The sequence below is a fragment of the Klebsiella sp. JN_Kp126 genome, assembly GCF_033843325.1.
In the GTDB taxonomy this organism is placed as follows: Bacteria; Pseudomonadota; Gammaproteobacteria; order Enterobacterales; family Enterobacteriaceae; genus Klebsiella; species Klebsiella michiganensis.
The window spans coordinates 57,223-78,486 of sequence record NZ_JAWXQV010000080.1 but is presented as its reverse complement, the minus strand read 5'-3'; the positions used below and the strand labels follow the sequence as shown (position 1 = coordinate 78,486).

22 protein-coding genes are annotated in these 21,264 nt (G+C 56.6%); 6 read left to right on the top strand and 16 right to left on the bottom strand.

The genetic code is table 11. From position 1 onward, the window contains the following. Nucleotides 1-167: 167 nt before the first annotated feature. Genes paaK through paaA form a run of 11 tightly spaced genes read right to left on the bottom strand, consistent with a single transcriptional unit; the run spans nt 168 to nt 9,689 of the window. Nucleotides 168-1,484: a phenylacetate--CoA ligase PaaK gene (paaK, locus tag SIK97_RS19525; protein ID WP_004850513.1), complete on the bottom strand. Its 1,317-nt coding sequence runs from the start codon at nt 1,482-1,484 to the stop codon at nt 168-170. 28 nt (nt 1,485-1,512) lie between these two features. Continuing rightward, nucleotides 1,513-2,718: a 3-oxoadipyl-CoA thiolase gene (pcaF, locus tag SIK97_RS19520; RefSeq protein WP_049079310.1), complete on the bottom strand. Its 1,206-nt coding sequence runs from the start codon at nt 2,716-2,718 to the stop codon at nt 1,513-1,515. Continuing rightward, nucleotides 2,718-3,140, bottom strand: a complete 423-nt coding sequence (paaI, locus tag SIK97_RS19515; RefSeq protein WP_025107920.1) for a hydroxyphenylacetyl-CoA thioesterase PaaI — start codon at nt 3,138-3,140, stop codon at nt 2,718-2,720. Before paaI ends, pcaF begins: the two co-directional genes overlap by 1 nt. Continuing rightward, on the bottom strand, nt 3,130-4,551 hold the full coding sequence (locus SIK97_RS19510) for a 3-hydroxyacyl-CoA dehydrogenase (protein WP_047723823.1): 1,422 nt from the start codon (nt 4,549-4,551) through the stop codon (nt 3,130-3,132). The genes paaI and SIK97_RS19510 overlap by 11 nt, the downstream gene beginning before the upstream one ends. 3 nt (nt 4,552-4,554) lie before the next feature. Further along, nucleotides 4,555-5,343 (bottom strand): 2-(1,2-epoxy-1,2-dihydrophenyl)acetyl-CoA isomerase PaaG, encoded by a 789-nt coding sequence (paaG, locus tag SIK97_RS19505; RefSeq protein WP_046877272.1) that lies wholly within the window; start codon nt 5,341-5,343, stop codon nt 4,555-4,557. A 2-nt stretch (nt 5,344-5,345) separates the two neighbouring features. Continuing rightward, nucleotides 5,346-6,113 carry a 2,3-dehydroadipyl-CoA hydratase PaaF gene (gene paaF / locus SIK97_RS19500; protein ID WP_047723822.1) on the bottom strand — a complete coding sequence of 256 codons (768 nt, stop codon included), beginning with the start codon at nt 6,111-6,113 and terminating at the stop codon, nt 5,346-5,348. Next, nucleotides 6,110-7,180, bottom strand: coding sequence for a 1,2-phenylacetyl-CoA epoxidase subunit PaaE (paaE, locus tag SIK97_RS19495; protein ID WP_047723821.1), 1,071 nt, complete (start codon nt 7,178-7,180; stop codon nt 6,110-6,112). The genes paaF and paaE overlap by 4 nt, the downstream gene beginning before the upstream one ends. Nucleotides 7,181-7,187: 7 nt before the next feature. Then, on the bottom strand, nt 7,188-7,685 hold the full coding sequence (paaD, locus tag SIK97_RS19490; RefSeq protein WP_004850498.1) for a 1,2-phenylacetyl-CoA epoxidase subunit PaaD: 498 nt from the start codon (nt 7,683-7,685) through the stop codon (nt 7,188-7,190). A 12-nt stretch (nt 7,686-7,697) separates the two neighbouring features. Next, entirely contained in the window at nt 7,698-8,453 is a 756-nt protein-coding gene (paaC, locus tag SIK97_RS19485; protein WP_046877270.1) for a 1,2-phenylacetyl-CoA epoxidase subunit PaaC, read from the bottom strand. Between the two features lie 7 nt (nt 8,454-8,460). Then, a complete protein-coding gene (gene paaB, locus SIK97_RS19480) occupies nt 8,461-8,748 on the bottom strand; it encodes a 1,2-phenylacetyl-CoA epoxidase subunit PaaB (protein ID WP_004850493.1) in 288 nt (95 codons plus the stop codon). Nucleotides 8,749-8,759: 11 nt separating this feature from the next. Beyond that, entirely contained in the window at nt 8,760-9,689 is a 930-nt protein-coding gene (paaA, locus tag SIK97_RS19475) for a 1,2-phenylacetyl-CoA epoxidase subunit PaaA (protein ID WP_047725054.1), read from the bottom strand. Between the two features lie 286 nt (nt 9,690-9,975). On the opposite strand from paaA, the gene paaZ reads away from it, so the two are divergent. The 3 genes from paaZ (at nt 9,976) to SIK97_RS19460 (ending at nt 14,979) form a co-directional block, all read left to right on the top strand. Beyond that, a complete protein-coding gene (paaZ, locus tag SIK97_RS19470; RefSeq protein WP_047723820.1) occupies nt 9,976-12,021 on the top strand; it encodes a phenylacetic acid degradation bifunctional protein PaaZ in 2,046 nt (681 codons plus the stop codon). Nucleotides 12,022-12,211: 190 nt separating this feature from the next. Next, complete coding sequence (tynA, locus tag SIK97_RS19465; RefSeq protein WP_032749276.1) at nt 12,212-14,470, top strand: primary-amine oxidase; 2,259 nt, start codon at nt 12,212-12,214, stop codon at nt 14,468-14,470. 176 nt (nt 14,471-14,646) lie between these two features. After that, nucleotides 14,647-14,979: a cupin domain-containing protein gene (locus tag SIK97_RS19460; RefSeq protein ID WP_032749278.1), complete on the top strand. Its 333-nt coding sequence runs from the start codon at nt 14,647-14,649 to the stop codon at nt 14,977-14,979. Nucleotides 14,980-15,034: 55 nt separating this feature from the next. On the opposite strand, the gene gcvA is transcribed toward SIK97_RS19460, so the two are convergent. After that, nucleotides 15,035-15,937, bottom strand: coding sequence for a transcriptional regulator GcvA (gene gcvA / locus SIK97_RS19455; RefSeq protein WP_227502782.1), 903 nt, complete (start codon nt 15,935-15,937; stop codon nt 15,035-15,037). Nucleotides 15,938-16,052: 115 nt separating this feature from the next. Here gcvA and SIK97_RS19450 point away from each other — a divergent pair, with 115 nt between their 5' ends. Then, a complete protein-coding gene (locus tag SIK97_RS19450; protein WP_071846107.1) occupies nt 16,053-16,379 on the top strand; it encodes a gamma-glutamylcyclotransferase family protein in 327 nt (108 codons plus the stop codon). Nucleotides 16,380-16,661: 282 nt separating this feature from the next. After that, nucleotides 16,662-17,264, top strand: a complete 603-nt coding sequence (locus SIK97_RS19445; RefSeq protein ID WP_032749280.1) for a site-specific integrase — start codon at nt 16,662-16,664, stop codon at nt 17,262-17,264. 218 nt (nt 17,265-17,482) lie between these two features. Here SIK97_RS19445 and SIK97_RS19440 read toward each other — a convergent pair whose 3' ends face one another. The 4 genes from SIK97_RS19440 to SIK97_RS19425 form a co-directional block, all read right to left on the bottom strand. Next, complete coding sequence (locus SIK97_RS19440) at nt 17,483-17,920, bottom strand: hypothetical protein (RefSeq protein ID WP_032749282.1); 438 nt, start codon at nt 17,918-17,920, stop codon at nt 17,483-17,485. Next, nucleotides 17,917-18,798: an endonuclease/exonuclease/phosphatase family protein gene (locus SIK97_RS19435; protein WP_032749284.1), complete on the bottom strand. Its 882-nt coding sequence runs from the start codon at nt 18,796-18,798 to the stop codon at nt 17,917-17,919. Before SIK97_RS19435 ends, SIK97_RS19440 begins: the two co-directional genes overlap by 4 nt. 460 nt (nt 18,799-19,258) lie before the next feature. Further along, the gene (locus SIK97_RS19430) at nt 19,259-19,684 is read right to left on the bottom strand and encodes a VOC family protein (RefSeq protein ID WP_071846105.1); all 426 of its coding nucleotides are present in this window, start codon (nt 19,682-19,684) and stop codon (nt 19,259-19,261) included. A gap of 170 nt (nt 19,685-19,854) precedes the next feature. After that, nucleotides 19,855-20,718 (bottom strand): alpha/beta fold hydrolase, encoded by an 864-nt coding sequence (locus SIK97_RS19425; protein ID WP_032749288.1) that lies wholly within the window; start codon nt 20,716-20,718, stop codon nt 19,855-19,857. 308 nt (nt 20,719-21,026) lie between these two features. On the opposite strand from SIK97_RS19425, the gene SIK97_RS19420 reads away from it, so the two are divergent. Next, nucleotides 21,027-21,254: a DUF1272 domain-containing protein gene (locus tag SIK97_RS19420; protein ID WP_071846104.1), complete on the top strand. Its 228-nt coding sequence runs from the start codon at nt 21,027-21,029 to the stop codon at nt 21,252-21,254. Nucleotides 21,255-21,264: the final 10 nt, after the last annotated feature.

Genomic DNA, 21,264 nt, shown 5'->3' with positions numbered 1-21,264 from the left:
TTCGTAGCCCGGCTAAGCGCAGCGCGAGCCGGGAAGAGGCCGAGCTGATACATCAGCCCCGGCACAGCGGCGTAAACGCCTTACCCGGGCTACCACTGTCCGGGCCAAGGGAGTTGCGGCATCGGGTAGCCCGGACAGGCGCAATGCGCCGCCTCCGGGAGAATGCGTTATCCGTTAGCAGCCACCTTGCGCAGATCGAACACGCGGCAGGCCTTACCCTCGGAGCGCGGAATGCTGCCGCAGTTAACAATGCTGATATCGGTCGAAATCCCCACCATCGACTTGATCCGGTGGCGCAGCTGGTGGCAAATCTGACAGCGTTGCTCGTGGTTCAGCGCCAGACCGCTCTCTTTTAGCTCCACGCGCACCGAAAGTGAATCAAGATGACCCCGGCGGTTAACTTCCAGCTGATAGTGCGGCGCCAGATGTTCGAACTTAAGGATCTCCTCTTCCAGCTGCGACGGGAAGACGTTCACGCCGCGGATAATCAGCATATCGTCGCTGCGCCCGCTGATGCGATCCATCCGGCGCATGGTGCGGGCGGTGCCCGGCAGCAGTCGCGTCAGGTCGCGGGTGCGGTAGCGGATCACCGGCAGCGCTTCTTTGGTCAGGGTGGTGAACAGCAGCTCGCCGTGTTCGCCGTCCGCCAGCGGCGTACCGGTGTCCGGATTCACCACTTCAGGGTAGAAGTGATCCTCCCAGATCGTCGGACCGTCGGCGGTTTCCAGACACTCCATCGCCACCCCCGGCCCCATCACCTCCGACAGGCCGTAGATATCCAGCGCCGAAATCCCCAGACGACGCTCGATTTCCGCCCGCATCGCATGGGTCCACGGCTCCGCGCCGAACACGCCCACCCGCAGGGAGCAGCCGCTGGCGTCGCCGCCCATCTGGCGCTCCAGCTCTTCAATCAGGTTCAGACAGTAGGACGGCGTCACCATAATCATATCCGGCTTAAAATCGCGGATCAGCTGCGCCTGTTTTTCAGTCTGCCCGCCGGACATCGGTATCACCGTCGCGCCTAAACGCTCCGCGCCGTAGTGGGCGCCTAGCCCACCGGTAAACAGACCATAGCCGTAGGCAACATGAATCTTGTCTTTTGCCGTCCCGCCCGCCGCGCGCAGGGAGCGGGCGACAATATTGGCCCAGTTATCAATATCGTTTTGCGTATAGCCCACCACCGTCGGTTTGCCGGTGGTGCCCGAAGACGCGTGGATACGCACCACCTGCTCCATCGGCACCGCAAAGGTATCAAAGGGGTAGTTGTCGCGCAGATCCTGCTTGGTGGTGCAGGGAAACTTGCTCAGATCGCTCAGTTCATGAAAATCGTCAGGATGAATGCCCGCCGCGTCAAATTTACGGCGATACATCGGCACGTTCTCATACGCATGCTTAAGGGTCCACTTCAGACGCTGGGTTTGCAGGGCCTGTAGCTCGTCGCGCGATGCGGTTTCAATCGGGTCTAATTGAGTTATCGTTGTCATTTTGTAGGGTACTCGCAGGTAGATTCGCTCACACTCGCTCAAGGATCATGGCAATGCCCTGACCCACGCCAATACACATCGTACACAGCGCATAGCGCCCGCCGCGGCGCTGCAGCTCCAGGCTGGCGCTTAATGCCAGCCGGGCGCCGCTCATTCCCAACGGATGGCCTAAGGCGATGGCGCCGCCGTTGGGGTTAACATGCGGGGCATCATCCGCCAGCCCCAGCTGTCTGAGCACGCCCAACGCCTGGGCGGCGAAGGCTTCATTCAGCTCAATCAGATCCATATCGTTTATATTCAGCCCGGCGCGCTCCAGCGCTTTACGTACCGCCGGTACCGGTCCAAGCCCCATCAGCTTCGGCTCGACGCCCGCCGTCGCCATCGCCACAATACGCGCCCGCGGCGTCAGCCCCTGGACGATGGCCTGCTGCGAGCTGGCGATAATCAGCGCCGCGGCGCCGTCGTTGACGCCGGAGGCATTACCCGCGGTCACTACGCCACCCTGACGGAACGGCGTTTTTAGCCGCGAAAGCTGTTCAATGGTGGTGTCCGCCCGCGGATGCTCGTCGTCGCGCACGACGTTTACCGCTCCTTTCCTGTCGACAACGTTTACCGGTACGATCTCCTGCGCCAGGATGCCGTCGCGCTGGGCCTGAGCCGTACGCTGCTGGCTGCGGAAAGCGAAAGCGTCCTGATCGGCGCGGCTGATATTTAACAATTCAGCTACATTCTCCGCCGTTTCCGGCATGCTGTCAGTGCCAAATCGCTGCTGCATGAGCGGGTTCACAAAACGCCAGCCGATGGTGGTATCAAACAGCTCGGCCTGGCGCTGCCAGGGGGCGCTGGCTTTGGCCATCACAAACGGCGCCCGCGACATGGACTCGACGCCGCCGGCGATCATCAGATCCGCCTCTCCGGCTTTGATGGCGCGTGCGGCGAAGCCGATAGCGTCGAGACCGGAGCCGCACAGACGGTTAATGGTGGTGCCAGGTACGGTGTGCGGATAGCCCGCCAGTAGCGTCGCCATATGGGCCACGTTGCGGTTGTCTTCGCCAGCCTGGTTGGCGCAGCCGAGAATCACATCATCAATCGATGCCGGATCGAACTTCGGGTTACGGCTCAGCAGTTCGCGCAGCGGGATGGCGGCGAGGTCGTCGGCGCGCACGCTGGCCAGCGCCCCGCCGTAGCGGCCAATCGGCGTGCGGATCCCGTCACAAATAAAGGCGTCGCGCATCAGACTTCTCCTGTGATTGTGCCGCCGATGCGGTGCGATTTACCGCGGAACAGAGCGACAACTTTTTGCTGTTGGTTAACAATTTCTATGTCATAGACCCCGGTCAGCTTGCCCTGATGCTTAACTCTCGCCGTCGCGGTCAGCAGCTCGCCGACAAAGGCCGGACGCAGAAAATCGATGCTCGCCGCCGACGCGACCGCCGCCAGCCCCTGGCTGTTGCAGGCGTAGGCGAAGGCGGTATCGGCGAGCGAAAACAGCTGTCCGCCGTGGCAGGTATGGTGGCCGTTGAGCATGTTCGGGGTGATCGCCATGGTCATCTGCGCGTAGCCCTGGTCCATCTCGATAATTTCAATTCCCAGCGCTTTCGCACAGTTATCGTTCTCGTACATCGCGCGGGCGTTGTGCCAGGCTTCATTGCTCATGATGTCTCTCCATCAGCGCCTTCTGGCGCAGCAGGGAACAGGGGCGATAGCGCTCTTCGCCGTAGTGCCGCTGCAGGTTTTCCAGCAGCCGCAGCACCCGGCCCCAGCCAAGTGATTCACCCCACGCCAGCGGGCCGCGCGGGTAGTTGACGCCCAGACGCATGGCGGTATCGATATCCTCCGCGCTGGCGACGCCCTTCTGCAGCGCGTCCAGCGCTTCGTTAACCAGCATCGCCACCGTCCGCCACACCAGCAGGCCGGGATAGTCGGCGATCTGCAGCACCTTTTTGCCCTGCTGCTGAAAATAGAAAGTCGCTTTATCGATCGCCGCCTGAGAGGTGGTTTCCGCGCTGGCCAGCACCACCGTATCGCCTGCGCTATGGTCGTAGACCACCACCGGACGGCCGTGCTGGATGCTTAATGCCAGGGCGGTTTCGCCGGTCGTTTCCAGCAGCAGCACCTCGTCCAGCTCGGTGACAACGTCACGTTTTATGCGCTTTGCTGCCCGTTCTGCCGATACGGCGGCCAGCGCCAGCTCAGGCTGCGCTTCGCCAGGCCAGCAGTAGACCCCCTGCCCGCTCTTTTTACCCAGCCGTCCGGCCAGCGCCAGCTCCTGCTGCTGCAGCGACGGCAGATAGCGGCGGTCCTGCCAGAAGGCGTTAAATACCGAACAGGTCACCGCAAAGTTGACGTCCTGGCCAATCAGGTCGGTCAGCGCCAGCGGCCCCATGGGAAAACCGCCGCCGTCGCGCAGGGCGGCGTCAATCACCTCCGGCGCGGCGACCTGCTCCTCCAGCGCTCGCCACGCTTCGGCATAAAAAGGCCGCGCCACGCGGTTGACGATAAAGCCGGGCGTAGAGCGGCAGCGAACCGGCTGTTTTCCCCAGTCGCTGACCCGCTGGCAGAGCTGTTCAACGACTTCCGCCGAGGTGGCCAGGCCGCTGACCACTTCCACCAGCTTCATTACCGGGGCCGGGTTAAAGAAGTGCAGCCCGGCGACCCGCTCCGGGTGTTTTATTCCCGCGGCGATGGCGGTGATCGATATCGACGACGTGTTGCTGACCAGCAGCGCTGACGGGGAGCAGATTTCGGCCAGCTGTTTGAACAGCGCTTTTTTCACGTCCAGGCGCTCGGAGGCGGCTTCAATAACCAACTCCGCACGGGCTAAAGCGCTCAGATCCTCAGCCGGTGCCAGACGCGACAGCAGCGCCCCGGCCTGTTCCGCCGCCAGCTTGCCGCGGCTGACGCGGGAGGCCAGCCGCTGGCGAATCCCGTCGATGGCGCGAACCACCGCCTCAGGGGCGATGTCGTAAATCAGTACCGGATGCCCGGCGGCGGCGGCCACTTCGGCAATGCCGGCGCCCATGGTGCCGCTGCCTATCACCGCGACGGTAGGTAACGTTGTGCTCATCGGCTATTTCCCGCTGAAGTGAGGTGGACGCTTCGCCAGAAAAGCGCTGACGCCTTCGCGATAGTCGGCGCTGCGTCCGGCCAGGCGCTGGTAGTCGCGCTCCAGGTCAAGCTGCTGGTCCAGGGTCTGGGTTTCCGCCAGCCGCAGCGCGTTTTTAATCAGCCCGAGACCATAGGTCGGCTGGGCGGCCAGGTGCCGGGCCAGCGCCAGGCTGGTGTCTTTCAGCTCGGCGTCATCCACCACCTGCCAGATCATCCCCCACTGCGCCGCCTGCTCCGCGCTCAGGCTATCGCCCAGCAGCGCCAGCCCCATCGCCCGCGCGCGCCCCGCCACGCGCGGCAGAAACCAGCTGCCGCCGCAGTCCGGCACCAGACCAAGCTTGCTGAACGCCATAACGAACTTCGCTGAACGCGCCGCCAGCACGATATCGCAGCCCATCGCCAGCGTAGCCCCCGCGCCCGCCGCGACGCCGTTCACCGCGCAAATCACCGGTTTCGGCAGCGCCGCCAGACGGCGCACCAGGGGGTTGTAGAAACGCTCGACCGATAAACCGAGATCCGGCGCCGGCCCGCTGGGGTCAACGTTGCGGTCATTTAAATCCTGCCCGGCGCAAAAGCCGCGCCCGGCGCCGGTCAGCAGTAAACAGCGCACGCTGTCGTCGCGTTCGGCCTGTTTCAGGCACGCCGCCAGCTGCTGGTGCATCAGGTCGTTAAAACTGTTCAGACGGTCCGGGCGATTAAGGGTAATCGTCATCACGCCCTGTTCCACTTCGCTGAGAATGAAAGCTTCCACGATTAGCGTCCTTTAAATTCCGCAGTACGTTTATGTAAAAAGGCGTCGATGCCTTCGCGGCGATCTTCGGTCGCGCTCAGCAAAGTAAACAGCTGGCGCTCCTGCTGAAGCCCGGCCTGCAGGCTCACCTCCTGCGACAGCCGCAAAGCCTGCTTAGCCGCGCGCAGCGCCAGCGGCGAGTGGCGAGCCACGGTTGCCGCCAAAGCGAGTGCATATTCATCGGTGAGCGCTGGCGGATAAACCTCGCATACCAGCCCCGCCCGCTGCGCCTGATGGGCATCAATGCTTTCGCCGCTCAAGACCATCCGGCTGGCCAGCGCCTTACCGACGGAGCGGATCAGGCGCTGGGTCCCGCCCGCGCCCGGCATCATGCCGAGGGTGATTTCCGGCAGGCCGAAGCGGGCGTTATCGCCGGCGACAATCAGATCGCAGAGCAGCGCCAGCTCGCATCCGGCGCCAAGAGCATAGCCGTTAACCGAAGCGATCAGCGGTTTACTGAAGGCGTCGATACGCGCCCACAGCCGCGGGCGAATATCATCGAGCGTGGCGGGCAGATCTTTTTCCGCCATTTCGTTCAGGTCAGCCCCTGCGGCAAAGAAGCGTTCGTTACCGCTGATGACGCAGACGCCGACCGACGGGTCCAGCGCCGCCGCGTCGAGCACGTCGGCGATCTGCGTCAGCAGCGCGTTATTCAAAGCGTTGCGCGCCTGCGGGCGATTTAGCGTCAGCTGCAGTACGCGCGCGTAACGAGCAATGAACAGTTCGCTCATGCCATCCCCCGCGCGTCAAAGTCGACAACCACATCGTCGCTGGTGGGCAGCGCCTGACAGCTCAGCACGTAGCCCGCCGCCAGTTCGTCGGCTTCAAGGCTGTAGTTAGCGGCCATCGCCACCTCGCCGCGCAGCACTTTGCATTTACAGGTGGCGCAGACGCCCCCCTTGCAGGCAAACGGCAGGTCCGCCCCCTGGCGCAGCGCGGCGTCAAGAATGCTGTCATCCTCCGCGCTCAGGGCAATGGTTCGGTCGCGGCCGTCCTGACGAATCGTGACCGCGCGGCCCTCTGCCTGTACGCCGGTAGCCCGCCTGGCGCGGCTGTCCGGGGTATTAAAACGTTCCAGATGAATCGCGTCCTCCGGTACGCCCAGCTCGCGCAGGGCGATCTCCGCTTCATCCATCATCGCCGCCGGGCCGCAGATAAAGGCGTGCTCGAAGCGGCTGAAGTCCAGCAGATGGGCGGCCAGTTCGCGCAGCTTGTCGCCGTTGATGCGCCCCTGCAGCAGATCGCTGTCCATCGACTCCTGGCTGAACAGGTGTACCACCTGCAGACGCTGCGGATAGCGGTCTTTCAGGTCGGCCAGCGCCTGACGGAACATCATGCTGTGGCTGCTGCGGTTGCCGTAAACCAGCGTGAAGCGGCTGTCGACTTCGGTGGCGAGGGTGGCGTCGATAATCGCCATCATCGGCGTAATGCCGGAGCCGGCGGCAATCGCCAGGTAGTCAGCGCAACGCCCGGCCTGCGGCTGGTAGCCGAAATGTCCCTGCGGCACCATCACGTCCAGCGCCATGCCTTGCTGAATGTCGCTCTGGGCATAGCGCGAGAAGCGCCCGCCGTCGATGGCCTTCACCGCCACGCTGATTTCACCCGGCGAGCGGCTGCGGCAAATGGAGTAGCAGCGCCTGAGCTCTTCCCCGCCAAGGCGCGCTTTCAGGGTCAGATGCTGGCCCGGACGGAAGGCGTATGCATTACGCAGCGCGTCGGGAATGGCAAAGGTGATGGTGACCGCATCGCGGGTTTCCGGCTCCACTTTCGCCACGGTAAGCGAATGAAATGTCGTCATCGCAACCTCAAATACATTTAAAGTAATCAAAGGGTTCCCGGCAGCTGTCGCAGCGATACAGCGCTTTGCAGGCCGTGGAACCGAATTCGCTAATCAGCGAGGTGTGGCGGCTGCCGCAGCGCGGGCAGACCACGTCCTCCGGCATGTGGGCATGGCAGGCATGACCCTGCGGCGGACTGATGCCGTACTGGCGCAGGCGTTCACGCGCGTCCGGCCCCATCCAGTCGGTGGTCCACGGCGGGTCAAGCTGCAGCACGATATGCACCGGCGCGTAGCCGTTTTCCGTCATTGCCGCGCGGATTTCTCCCAGTAGATGTTCGGTGGCCGGGCAGCCCGAATAGGTTGGCGTGAAGCCAATCACCCAGCCATCGCCGCGGCGCTCCACGCTGCGCACCAGGCCGAGGTCGGTAATGGTCAGCACCGGCACTTCCGGATCGGGAATGGCGCCTAACAGATCCCAGACGGCGTGGACCTCCGGGGGCGCGATATCAACCAGACGTTGCATAATCCCCTCCTGCTACCACTGCTGGCCGGGATAGGCGCGCTGTAAATACTGCATCTCCGCCAGCAGCGGCCCGAGATGTTCGCTGTGCAGCCCCTGCTTACCGCCGCTGCGGAAAGCCGCTTCTTGCGGGATCTGCAAACCGGCGTCGATCAGCGCCGTGTGCACCGCGTTCTGCCATTCGGCCTGCAGTTCGCGGGGGTCGACGGCGATGCCCTGCGCACTTAGCTCAATTTCCAGCTCATCGGCCTGGAACAGCTCGCCGGTAAAGCGCCACAGGTTATCCACCGCGCTCTGCATTCTCTGGGCGGAAAGCGCCGTGCCGTTGCCCAGACGCTCCAGCCAGCCGCGGCTAAAGCGCTGGTGGTAGCGCACCTCTTTCAGCGCCCTGGCGGCGATGGCGGCAAGCTGCGCATCGCGACTGCCGACCAGGCGGCCGAACAGCGCCACGTGCCAGACATCGATGAAAAACTGGCGAGCGAGGGTGTCGGCGAAGTTGCCGTTTGGCTGCTCCGCCAGCAGTAAATTGCAAAACTGGCGCTCGTCGCGGCCAAAGGCCAGGGTATCTTCATCGCCGCTGCCGGTCAGTTCGGCGGCGTAGCTGAGGAAATGGCGCGCCTGCCCCAGCAGGTCGAGGCCGATATTTGCCAGCGCCAGATCGATCTCCAGCTCCGGCGCGTGGCCGCACCACTCGCCCAGACGCTGGGCCAGCACCAGGCCGTTATCGCCAAGGCGCAGAGCATAAGCGGCAACGGGGTTATCGTTTTTCATCGTGGCCTCACATATGTTCCATGCCGTCGGGCACGGTGTAGAAGGTGGGATGACGATAGACTTTGCTCTCCGCCGGGTCGAAAAACGCGCCGCGCTCTTCGGGCTGCGAGGCGACGATTTCGCTGGCCTTCACCACCCAAATCGAACAGCCTTCGCTGCGGCGGGTATAGGCATCGCGGGCGTTTTCCAGCGCCATCTGGTCATCGGCGGCGTGCAGGCTGCCGACGTGGCGGTGCGACAGTCCCTGTTTGCTGCGAACGAACACTTCATATAACGGCCAGTAGTTTTTGCTCATCTTCATTCTCCTTACGCGGCGTCGCGAGCCTGCTGTTTTTGCGCATGCGCCAGCGCGGCTTCCCGCACCCACGCGCCCTCTTCCCATGCCTTGCGTTTAGCGCCCAGGCGTTCGTGGTTGCAGATCCCGCGTCCGGCAATCACTTCGTTAAATTCGTGCCAGTCGATGGCGCCAAAGCGGTAGTGGCCGCTGGTTTCATCCAGCCGCAAATCCGGGTCGGGTACGGTCATGCCGAGGATTTCCACCTGCGGAATGGTGTTATCGACAAAGCGCTGGCGCAGTTCGTCGTTCGAGTGGAGCTTGATTTTCCACGCCATGCTGCGGGCGCTGTTTGGCGAGTTATCGTCGCCCGGGCCAAACATCATCAGCGCCGGCCACCAGAAACGGTTGATGGCGTCCTGCAGCATCTGCCGCTGCGCGTCGCTGCCCTGCGCCAGCGCCATGCAGGCTTCAAACCCCTGGCGCTGGTGAAAGCTCTCCTCTTTGCAGATCTTGACCATTGCCCGGGCGTAGGGTCCGTAGGAGGTGCGGCACAGCGCCACCTGATTGACGATGGCCGCGCCGTCCACCAGCCAGCCAATCACGCCGATATCCGCCCAGCTCAGGGTCGGGTAGTTAAAAATGGAGGAGTACTTCATCTTGCCGTCGAGCATCTTCTGATACAGGTCTTCGCGGGCGCAGCCGAGGGTTTCCGCCGCGCTGTAGAGGTACAGACCGTGCCCGGCTTCATCCTGTACTTTCGCCAGCAGAATCGCTTTGCGCCTAAGGGTCGGCGCGCGAGTGATCCAGTTGCCTTCCGGCAGCATGCCGACGATTTCCGAGTGCGCGTGCTGACCAATCTGGCGGATCAGCGTTTTGCGGTAGGCTTCCGGCATCCAGTCCTGCGGTTCGATGGCCGTCTCCTGCGCGATGCGCCGGTCAAAGCGTTGTTCTTCTGTCACGTCATCACCTTTATGATTCCAATAAATTCGATTAAAAATAATTTTCGAATCACTTTGTTTTATAAAAGTTACATTCAGGTTAAATAAAACCACAAATTTTGTTTGTTCTTTTTGTGATAGCGACCGCAAAAGCTTTTGTAAAAACCCTTATTAACAAGATATTAAGTGCATAACGCAGATCATCACCGATCACAATGTTAATAAATTATTAAATGCGAGCTTGATTTTTATGATTCACCAAAGAACTATTTATAGATATTTCACGTAACACATCTGGAGATAAACCATGCAGCAGTTAGCCAGCTACTTGTCCGGCGCGTGGCAGACCGGCCGGGGCAACGCGCGTACCATCCATCACGCCATCAGCGGCGAAGCGCTATGGGAAGTCACCAGCGCGGGTCTGGATATGGCGCAGGCGCGACGCTTCGCGATTGAGCGCGGCGGCAAAGCGCTGGGGGCGATGAGCTTTATTGAGCGCAGCGCGATGCTGAAGGCGCTCGCCAGATATTTGCTGGAGCAGAAGGCAGAGCTGTACGCGATCTCCGCCGAAACCGGCGCCACCCGCGCCGATAGCTGGGTAGATATCGAAGGGGGCATTGGCACCCTTTTCACCTACGCCGGTCTCGGCAGCCGCGAGCTGCCGGACGATACCCTGTGGCCGGAAGATGAGCTGATTCCGCTGTCAAAACAGGGAGGCTTCGCCGCCCGCCACGTGCTCACGTCAAAATCCGGCGTGGCGGTGCATATCAACGCCTTTAACTTTCCCTGCTGGGGCATGCTGGAAAAGCTGGCGCCCACCTGGCTTGCCGGTATGCCGGCCATCATCAAACCGGCTACCGCCACCGCGCAGCTGACGCAGGCGATGGTCAAAATGATTGTTGATAGCGGGCTGGTGCCGGAGGGGGCAATTAGCCTGATCTGCGGCGGCGCGGGCGATCTGCTCGACCATCTCGATAGCCAGGACGTTGTCACCTTTACCGGCTCGGCCCGTACCGGACAGCAGCTGCGGGTGCATCCCAACCTGGTCGCGAAGTCCATTCCCTTCACCATGGAAGCGGATTCGCTGAACTGCTGCGTACTCGGTGACGACGTCACGCCGGCGCAGCCGGAGTTCGCGCTATTTATTCGCGAAGTGGTACGAGAGATGACGGCGAAGGCCGGGCAAAAGTGCACCGCCATCCGGCGTATTATCGTGCCGCAGGCGCAGGTGAAAGCGGTGAGCGACGCGCTGATTGCGCGCCTGCAAAAAGTGGTGGTCGGCGACCCGGCGCAGGAAGGCGTGAAGATGGGCGCGCTGGTCAACCACGAACAGCGTCAGGACGTGCAGGATAACGTCAACCGTCTGGTGGCCGCCGGATGTGACGTGCTGCTGGGCGGCCAGGCCGATTTCAGCGCCGCCGGCGCCTTCTTCCCGCCAACGCTGCTGTACTGCCCGCAGCCGGACGAGACCCCGGCGGTACACGCTATTGAAGCGTTTGGTCCCGTCGCCACCCTGATGCCGTATCAGAACGTTGAGCACGCCATGACCCTGGCGCGGGCCGGCGAAGGTAGCCTGGCCGGAACCCTGGTGACCGCCAGCGGCGAACTGGCGCGGGCGTTTATTCTCGGCGCCGCCCGCGCCCACGGGCGTATTCAGATACTGAACGAAGAGTCTTCCGCAGAGTCCACCGGCCACGGCTCCCCGCTGCCGCAGCTGGTACACGGCGGCCCGGGGCGCGCCGGCGGCGGCGAAGAGCTGGGCGGCCTGCGGGCGGTGAAGCACTATATGCAGCGCACCGCGGTTCAGGGCAGCCCGACGATGCTCGCCGCCATTGGCCAGCAGTGGGTGCGCGGCGCGCAGGTGGTGGAAGACCGCATTCACCCGTTCCGTAAATATTTCGAGGAGATCCAGCCGGGCGACAGCCTGCTGACGCCGCGCCGCACCCTGACCGAGGCGGATATCGTCAACTTCGCCTGCCTGAGCGGCGATCACTTTTACGCTCATATGGATAAGATTGCCGCCGCGGAGTCGATTTTCGGCGAGCGCGTGGTGCACGGCTATTTCCTGATTTCCGCCGCTGCCGGGCTATTTGTTGACGCCGGGGTCGGCCCGGTGATCGCCAACTACGGAATGGAAAATCTGCGCTTTATCGAGCCGGTGAAGCCGGGCGATACCATCCAGGTACGCCTGACCTGCAAACGCAAAACGGTGAAACGCCAGCGCAGCGCGGAGGAGAAAGCGACCGGCGTCGTCGAGTGGGCGGTAGAGATTTTTAACCAGCACCAGCAGGCGGTCGCGCTCTACTCCATCCTGACCCTGGTGGCCCGCCAGCAGGGGGATTTTGCGGAGTAAATATTAGAAATTCGCCTCTCTTTATCGCCCTCTTCATGCCTCTGCGGAGGCATTTTTTGTAACTGGCAAAACTGACAAACAACCTGGCAAAAGCAGGCAAACGCCTCGGCGCTGACCGCTGTTAGGTTAACGATACACAAGCCGACATTCGCAGCGGCACTGCACAACACAACAATAAGGTGAGGTCTCAATGGCGATTCTTTCTCCCCGCAAAACGGCTCTGGCGTTGGCTGTCGCTCTGTTTTGCGCCTGGCAAAGCCCGGCGTTCGCCCACGGCGGCGAAGCCCATATGGTCCCGATGGACAAAACCCTGCAGGATTTTGGCGCGGACGTTCAGTGGGATGACTACGCGCAAATGTTTACCCTGATTAAAGACGGCGCTTACGTAAAGGTAAAACCGGGGGCGAAAACAGCCATCGTCAATGGTAAAACCCTGGAGCTGCAGGTGCCGGTAGTGATGAAAGACGGCAAAGCGTGGGTTTCTGACACTTTTATCAACGACGTGTTTCAGTCCGGTCTTGACCAGACTTTCCAGGTGGAAAAACGCCCGCATCCGCTGAACTCGCTGTCAGCGGCGGAAATCAGCGCAGCGGTCGCTATCGTTAAAGCCGCGGCGGATTTCAAACCCAATACCCGATTCACCGAGATCTCCCTGCGCGAGCCGGATAAAAAAGCGGTGTGGGATTTTGCCCTCAGCGGTACGCCGGTCAACGCCCCGCGCGCTGCCGACGTGATCATGCTCGACGGCAAGCACGTTATTGAGGCGGTGGTGGATTTACAGAATAAAAAAGTGCTTTCATGGACGCCGATTAAAGACGCCCACGGCATGGTGCTGCTGGATGATTTCGCCAGCGTGCAGAACATCATCAACGCCAGCAGCGAATTTGCCGAAGTGTTAAAAAAACACGGCATCGACGACCCGAGCAAGGTGATTACCACCCCGCTGACCGTCGGCTACTTCGACGGCAAAGATGGCCTCAAGCAGGACGCGCGGCTGCTGAAAGTGGTCAGCTATCTTGACGTTGGCGACGGTAACTACTGGGCGCACCCGATTGAAAACCTGGTAGCGGTGGTCGACCTTGAGCAGAAGAAGATCATCAAAATCGAAGAGGGGCCGACGATCCCGGTGCCGATGGCGGCCCGCCCCTATGATGGTCGCGACCGCGTTGCGCCAAAGGTTAAACCGCTGGATATCATTGAGCCAGAGGGCAAAAACTACACCATTACCGGCGATATGATCCACTGGCAAAACTGGGATTTCCACCTGCGCATGAACTCCCGCGTTGGGCCGATTCTCTCCACCGTGACATATAACGATAACGGCAAGAAACGTCAGGTGATGTATGAAGGTTCGCTGGGCGGGATGATCGTGCCCTACGGCGACCCGGACGTGGGCTGGTATTTTAAAGCCTATCTGGACTCCGGCGACTACGGCATGGGCACCCTGACCTCGCCTATCGTGCGCGGCAAGGACGCGCCGTCCAACGCGGTCCTGCTGGATGAAACCATCGCCGACTATACCGGCACGCCCACGACCATCCCGCGCGCAATCGCCATCTTCGAACGCTACGCGGGGCCGGAGTATAAGCATCAGGAGATGGGCAAGCCGAACGTCAGTACCGAGCGCCGCGAGCTGGTGGTGCGCTGGATCAGCACCGTCGGCAACTACGACTATATTTTTGACTGGGTATTCCACGAAAACGGCACCATCGGCATTGATGCCGGAGCAACCGGCATCGAAGCGGTGAAAGGCGTGCAGGCGAAGACCATGCACGATCCGAGCGCCAAAGAGGACACCCGCTACGGCACGCTGATTGACCATAATATTGTCGGCACCACCCACCAGCATATTTACAACTTCCGCCTCGATCTAGACGTTGACGGCGAGAACAACACGCTGGTGGCCATGGACCCGGAAGTGAAGCCGAATACCGCCGGCGGTCCGCGTACCAGCACCATGCAGATCAATCAGTACACGATTGATAGCGAGCAGAAAGCGGCACAGAAATTTGACCCGGGCACCATCCGTCTGCTGAGCAATACCACGAAAGAAAACCGGATGGGTAACCCGGTGTCGTATCAGATTATCCCCTACGCGGGCGGCACGCATCCGGTCGCCACCGGGGCAAAATTCGCGCCTGATGAGTGGATTTACCATCGTCTGAGCTTTATGGATAAGCAGCTGTGGGTCACCCGCTATCATCCCACCGAGCGCTTCCCGGAAGGCAAGTACCCTAACCGTTCGATTCACGACACCGGCCTCGGCCAGTACGCGAAAGATGACGAGTCGCTGGACAACCATGATGACGTGGTGTGGATCACCACCGGCACCACCCACGTGGCCCGCGCCGAGGAGTGGCCGATTATGCCGACCGAGTGGGCGCACGCGCTGCTGAAACCGTGGAACTTCTTTGACGAGACGCCGACGCTGGGCGAGAAGAAACAATAGGCACGTCACGGCCTCAGCGATGGGGCCGTTTTTATTTATCCGCGGTCAATGCACATGCAGCGGGCAGCAGGACCGGTATAGCCTGTTTTTCAACTTCTTTTGCCATATATGTTAGATGTCGGCGATTAACTTATATGGCATAAAAGCAGGCAACGAATATCAATGAGAATGGCTTTATGTCGCTTTACGATCTCAGAACCGAAGCGCAGGCATTGCCGGCGTCCTGGCGCTCCCGGATCTTAGGCCGCGTTGGGGCAACGAATCTCAAAGTCCTGCGCATGGATGCCCACTCAGTCGCTGAGGAGGTACATGAATATGACGAGGGATTACTGGTTATAGACGGACGTCTGGAACTGAGCGTGCAGGAGAAAAAAATCTCCGTCGCGCCCGGCCAGCTTTATATAGCCAAAGCGGGAATTCCTCATACGGTAGAAACAGGCAGCTTTGGCACCCTGGTGATTATAGATTTACCAGACAGCGATTTCAGCGGCGCATCCCCTGCTGATTAAGTGAAATGTGCGGTAGACAGCGTTGTGCCAAAAGCGGATTTTTTTAGACAGCCATTCAATCTTTCAACGAGCTCAATTCTTCAGCGAGCCATTGTCTTAGAATGCTTATTTTAAATGAGTCCTGATTATCTGAACGGTAGACTAAATCGTACCCCCGCTCAGCCTTAAGCTTGAACTGTGGAAACGGAACAACAAGCCTTCCAGCAGCGACATCATCTGCAATCAGAACGCTGCGTCCCAGAGCAACGCCTTCGCCACGTATAGCCGCCTCAGTCGCCATGCTGCCAAGAGTCCATAAGGGCCCCTGCTGGCAGCTAAAATTTTTTTCTCCGGCCATCTCAAACCATGCCTTCCAGTTCGCCTGCATTCTGTACTCATGCAGAAGAACGCAATTTAAAAGTCCCTCAATCTCTGTCAGACCATTATGTTTCTCAAGAAAATCTGGGCTACAGACAGGAGTGACTGTTTCATCGAACATACGTTCAGACGAAACATCTCGATAATTGCCAAGGCCGTAACGAATGGCAGCATCTACCTGGCCATCATTAAGATCCACATTAACGTCAGTAACATCCAGCTCAATTTCAAATTCAGGATATCTCTGCCTGAACCGACTTAAACGCGGTGCTAACCACTTACTGGCAAATGAAACCGTTGTACTTATACGTAAACTTTTTATCAGGTTTCTTCCTCGCAGACGCTCGGACTCCCGCATTAAATCGCTCAAAAGACGGGTAACCAGTTGGTGAAATTCAGCCCCTTGCTCCGTCAGAATTATCTGCCGCGTCAGCCTGAAAAATAGCTTTAACCCCAGATGCTCTTCGAGCTTCCGGATTTGCCGGCTTATCGCGCCATGCGTAACGTGCAACTCCGCTGCCGCCAGCGTCATGCTTGAGAGGCGGGCTGCGGCTTCAAAAGCGCGCAGAGTTTGCAATGGGGGAAGGCGATCGAACATCATACGCGTGATAATAATTCACGCGTGTTGTGAGAACAAATGATTTGTCAGGCCAGAGTCCAAAAATCAAAATTAACAAAAGAACATTATTATTTTCATAGCGATACCTAGGGGAATAATGGAAAGTTTATTTGTTTACGGGACACTCGGACCTGGCCGGCCTAATGCTCATATTCTTGAAAATATCGGGGGGACATGGCAGGAAGGCCACGTTGGGGGTTCTTTATTAGAGAAAGGCTGGGGTGCAGAGATGGGTTATCCGGGAATTGTACTGGATGACTCAGGTCATCGTGTACCGGGTTTTCTTTTCAAGTCAGAGAATTTACATAATTACTGGCACCTACTCGATGAGTTCGAAGGTTCTGAGTATGAACGGGTTCCTGTAGAGGTAACCACATCGAACGGTCAGACAGTGCAATCATGTCTCTATATGCTCAAAGCATAAACTGTTAGCGGCTGGTCCTGGTTCAGGTCGAGATTTTTAACTGTGTCTGTTAACAAATAAAGCTGACTGTCGGCCGGTTACAGGTAATCTGACGATGTCAGCAAGCCAGTTCAGATATGGCTGATTGAACGACCAATGATGCTAAAACGCTCTACAGGTTCTAATACAGAGAATAAATCATCCTTAATGCGTCATGCACAAATCTTTAGCCCTATCTATGTCCGCTTCTCGCTCATAAGGGACAACCATACTCAAATCTCCCACATTGCAGGAGATTTGAGTATGAACACGTCACCGTGGAACAAAGACCGTATCATCGGCCAAAAAAGACCACTTCAGATATCTCATATCTGGGGGATCCGAATCCGGCTTGAACTGGAAGGTAAAACGCGCGATTTAGCTCTGTTCAATATGGCCCTGGACAGTAAGCTTCGAGGCTGTGATCTGGTCAAACTCAAAGTATCGGATATGGCATATGGTAGCTCGGTTTCAAGCAGAGCAACGGTGTTGCAACAGAAAACCGGTAGCCCCGTGCAATTCGAGATAACCAAAGGGACAAGAGAAGCTGTTGCTGCATTGATAAAGCTTGGCAATTTGCACAGTAAAGACTTCTTGTTTCGGTCTCGGGTCGGAACTAACCAGCACATTTCAACCAGACAATACAACCGAATCTTTCATGGGTGGGTAGAAAAGCTTGGTCTCGAAGATTCGCTTTACAGCACACATTCCATGAGAAGAACAAAACCTTACCTGATCTACAAGAAAACCAAGAATCTCCGGGTGATCCAACTTCTGTTGGGTCATAAGAAACTGGAAAGCACAGTCCGTTATCTGGGCATTGAAGTCGATGATGCGTTAGAGATCTCTGAATCGATTGAAGTCTAAGGTTGTCAGGGCTGCAACAGCAGCCCTGTGCCAAGAGTGGACTTTGCTAACATCGGATGTACTAATCTGCGGGTGCTGCTCAAATCTGGTCTTAAGTTTCAGTCCTAACTTAATGAATCGTCCGTCATCATAAGATCGAGATTTTCCATGAGTGTGCACAATTTTGAAAAATGTTAAATTACTGTTCAAACTTGTGTATTTCTATTCTTATGACTCCATTAAAATGGAATATCCTGAGAATCATCCTCACTATTGTTCATACTTGAAATAGTAACTACTTTAATCATGAAATTCTCATCTGTAACAAGCCGTTTAATAAACTCCACAACATCTTCAATGCTCTCGCATCTTGCTGTAATTATGTTTTGATAACTGAACATCGCAGGGAATATTTTTTCCGAATTAAAATAGTACCAAAGCAAATTTTCGCTATATCTGCTATTCTTGTTGGAAACTGATACCCTTGTAATTTCATCACCGTCATTATCAATAACGTTCGATGCGGTGAACTCTAAATTTCTTCCGAGTGCTTCATTTATTTCATCAAATGCATTAAATAATAAGCTTACTGCTTTATCTCTTGCACTTATTATTTCTTTGGCTTTTGCGATATTAGCCCTTATCAATTCTGATATATTAAGATTTCTTTCTGTCATTTATGCAATCTCCCGTGGATTGGTATATGATCGAACACATCAATGAAATTGAATGATATGTTTTTGAATTCATTGTGTATTTCTGGAGAGTAAACATCCAAAAGCCAGGATTTTCCATTGATAAACTTAGACGAAAACATCATCTGATCAAATGTTTTCCATTTGTCATACGCGTCATTTTTTAGGATATAGCTACCAGAAAATGAATGATTTTGGCTTCTACTATCTAAGTTTCTCCAGAAAGGATTATACAGTACGCGTGGTCTATTTATTACAATTTCAAGGTCTTTAGTGGTTTCAAGAGTTGAGATTATTTCTTTGTCAAATGGCTGACTATTATAGTCTCCGATTAAAATAATATGCTCATGTCCATTTCTAAATTTTGCATTTACTTTATCTCTAAGCATACCGGCACAATGTGATTTTTTAACATCCCCATTAAACATATCACTGTTCCAGTGAGATAAAAAAATAATGACATGTTCACCATCAAAATCAGCTTCAATAGTTACACCTATTCGTAATTGTTGTTCAAAGCTATTCTGTTCATCAATGTGTTCTATTTTATTTATTTTAATTCTAGTTTTTTCGTATAATATTGCAAAGTCATAGTACACGCCTTTAACATGTTCGGCTATCATAATATATTCCAATTCGTTATCAGCCGCTACTTTCTTTATTAATGCTTCATCCTTCTTATATACTTCACAAAGAAGTATTAAGTGTAGTGGCCTTTCACGACAGAGGTAAGAGATTATTTCCTCAACCTTATCATTGAGTTCTTTATTTAAAGCTGCATTAATCTTACTCCCTGCAGGAGGGGTTAACTTTGTATTCCACCAACATATATTTAAATTCATTGGCCTAATTAACTGCATTCTAATCTCTGTTTTTTATTCTTGCTAATGCAGAATTTAACTGATATTCGTACCTTCATTTTATCCTTAACTAGCGCATAACTTCAAGACTAACTCCTCTAAATTACTGCTGCCAATCGTACTTTGCCGTGTCATACCTAGCTGGACTCAAAATGAGAGCTGTCAGATAAGGCGCAACAATCGAACTAAATGGGAGCGTGCTTACATCGAGCCTGTGTAAGTATCCCGATAAAACGAACAATTCTCTTTTAGAGATCCTCTGGCATGTGGATTAGATTACTCAAAATCGACCGTCCGCTCCTCGCTTATAGCAGACCTCGCGACGCTTCAGACGGTCCGCTTTGTGCCGGGAGCGGACTGTGCAAGCCGAAGACGATATTGAGTGTCTTTGCCGGAAATGCCGCATTTCATCGCCAGGCTTTATCAATGCTCAAACCGTTAAATGTGTTAAGTGAAGTCCCTATTGTTCATCTACGAACTTATCGGCTTCAGGAGAATAATGCTGACAAACGCATGCCAGCTTATGTCCGTCAGGATCGCGCAAATAGGCAACATAAAAGTCGGGGCCGTATGCGGTTCGTGTACCTGGATCGCCTTCATTCTCCCCTCCCGCAAGGAGGCCTGCTGCATGAAACCGCCTGACAAGGTCAGCGCTGTCTGCATGGAATGCGAACATTGTCCCGTTTCCCGCCGTTGCGGGATGCCGGTCAAAAGGAGGACAAATACAGAAGTTGAATACCTCATGTGGGTTATTTTCATCCCCCCACATTGCCCAGCTTTCTGTCCAGGCTGGCAGTCGTGAGTAGCCAAGAACTTTAAAAATAGCCTCATAAAAGTCCACGGAGCGCTGAAAGTCATTTGTACCTATAGTGATATAAGCCAGCATCTTAGTGCATCCTCTTCGCCCTTTTTTGAACAGACATGATATCTCTCTGAGTCGCGATGAACTATTTCCCCGGATGCGCCTGTTGCCGCTTTGAAACCTGAGCACCGACGGTTACGGCATAGCATGCCCTGTGAATCTCTTCGACTATAAGAAAAATAGCCGGAAAGACATTATCCCCGGGGTTGACACTGGCTTGCCAGCCAGCGACCGACTTCAGGCCATATTTTTTCCGCACATCGGGTACGGAAAAAGCCCATGTGGCCGATGACCGGAATACCATAATCCGCGTGCCGGATCTCGCGGCGTTCAATTTTTGCGTTTTCCACCGGCGCCATCAGGCGCGTAATCGCTGCAGAATTAGCCCAGGGATCGTCATCAAAACCGAGTACCAGAAGGGGTAACGTGACTTCGCTTGCCCGTCGACGCGCATCCCAGGCGCGATCGTCATAAAAATAGTCGGGCATGGCACTCCAGCGCCCCCATTGCAGCATGACGGGCGCGGGTAAATCTTCCCCCAGCCCGAGGCGTCTGGCAGGCATATAGCCAAAGGTACGACACAGAACCGGCGCCAGAATACGTAATAAAAACCAAACTCTGAGCTTTTCCTGCGTTTGTTGAATTGTGCGGGTGACGCCAGCGTGCGAAGCAACAAGAACCGCCGCATGCAGCGACCGGGTGGCCGTCGAAAGCAGAATAGCGTGCCCGCCAACGCTGTGCCCTACCGCCATCAGCAGAAGACTGGGGAAACGCAGCTTTGCCCAGGCGGTAACGCAGCCGACATCCTGCTCGATCCAGTCGGACATAGAGACATGACAGTGTTGCAGCGTGCCTGACCTGGAATGACCTATCCCCCGATAGTCGTAGGTCAGAACATTGAATCCCATTGCGTAAAGGTACTCAGCGAAGTCCTTGTAAAACGCCTGTGATACCGCGGTGGCAGGATGGAGGATCACCAGCGCTTTAGCATCGCTTCTCTCCCATACTGTGGCAGCCAGAACATCCCCCTGCTTTACAGGGATTGTTATCAGGTTCATAAAAGATATCCGCCCATGTGGTCATACCAGTTAAATATTTTTAACTGTAGCCGCCACGGGCAAATCTGGCGATGTTTTTATTCCTCTATTAACGTCCTCTTCTCACGCTGCACAGGCTCAGCGGTCTTTTCCCCCAACCACCAGCGCCAGAAGCGGTTGGTACTGATAAGCCACTCAATCTCTTGCTTTTTTTCGACCTGTCGATCATGCTCATCTCGTGCAGATTAAGCGCAGCGGTTCGAATACGGGACAGGCAGATGCCCCTCGCGCGCTCATGACGCCCCTTTATTTAATAGCAGGAGATCACCATGCTTGAACTTCGCCCTAATTGTGAATGCTGTGATAACGATCTGCCGCCAGAATCAACAAGCGCGTACATCTGTTCATTCGAATGCACCTTTTGCGTTGACTGCGTGACTCAGCGGCTGCAAGGCCGGTGCCCGAACTGTGGGGGAGAGCTGGTGCGCCGCCCAATACGCCCCGAATCAGCCCTCCTTCGGCATCCCGCCTCCAGCCTGCGCCGATATAAACAATAAGCCGGTTTGT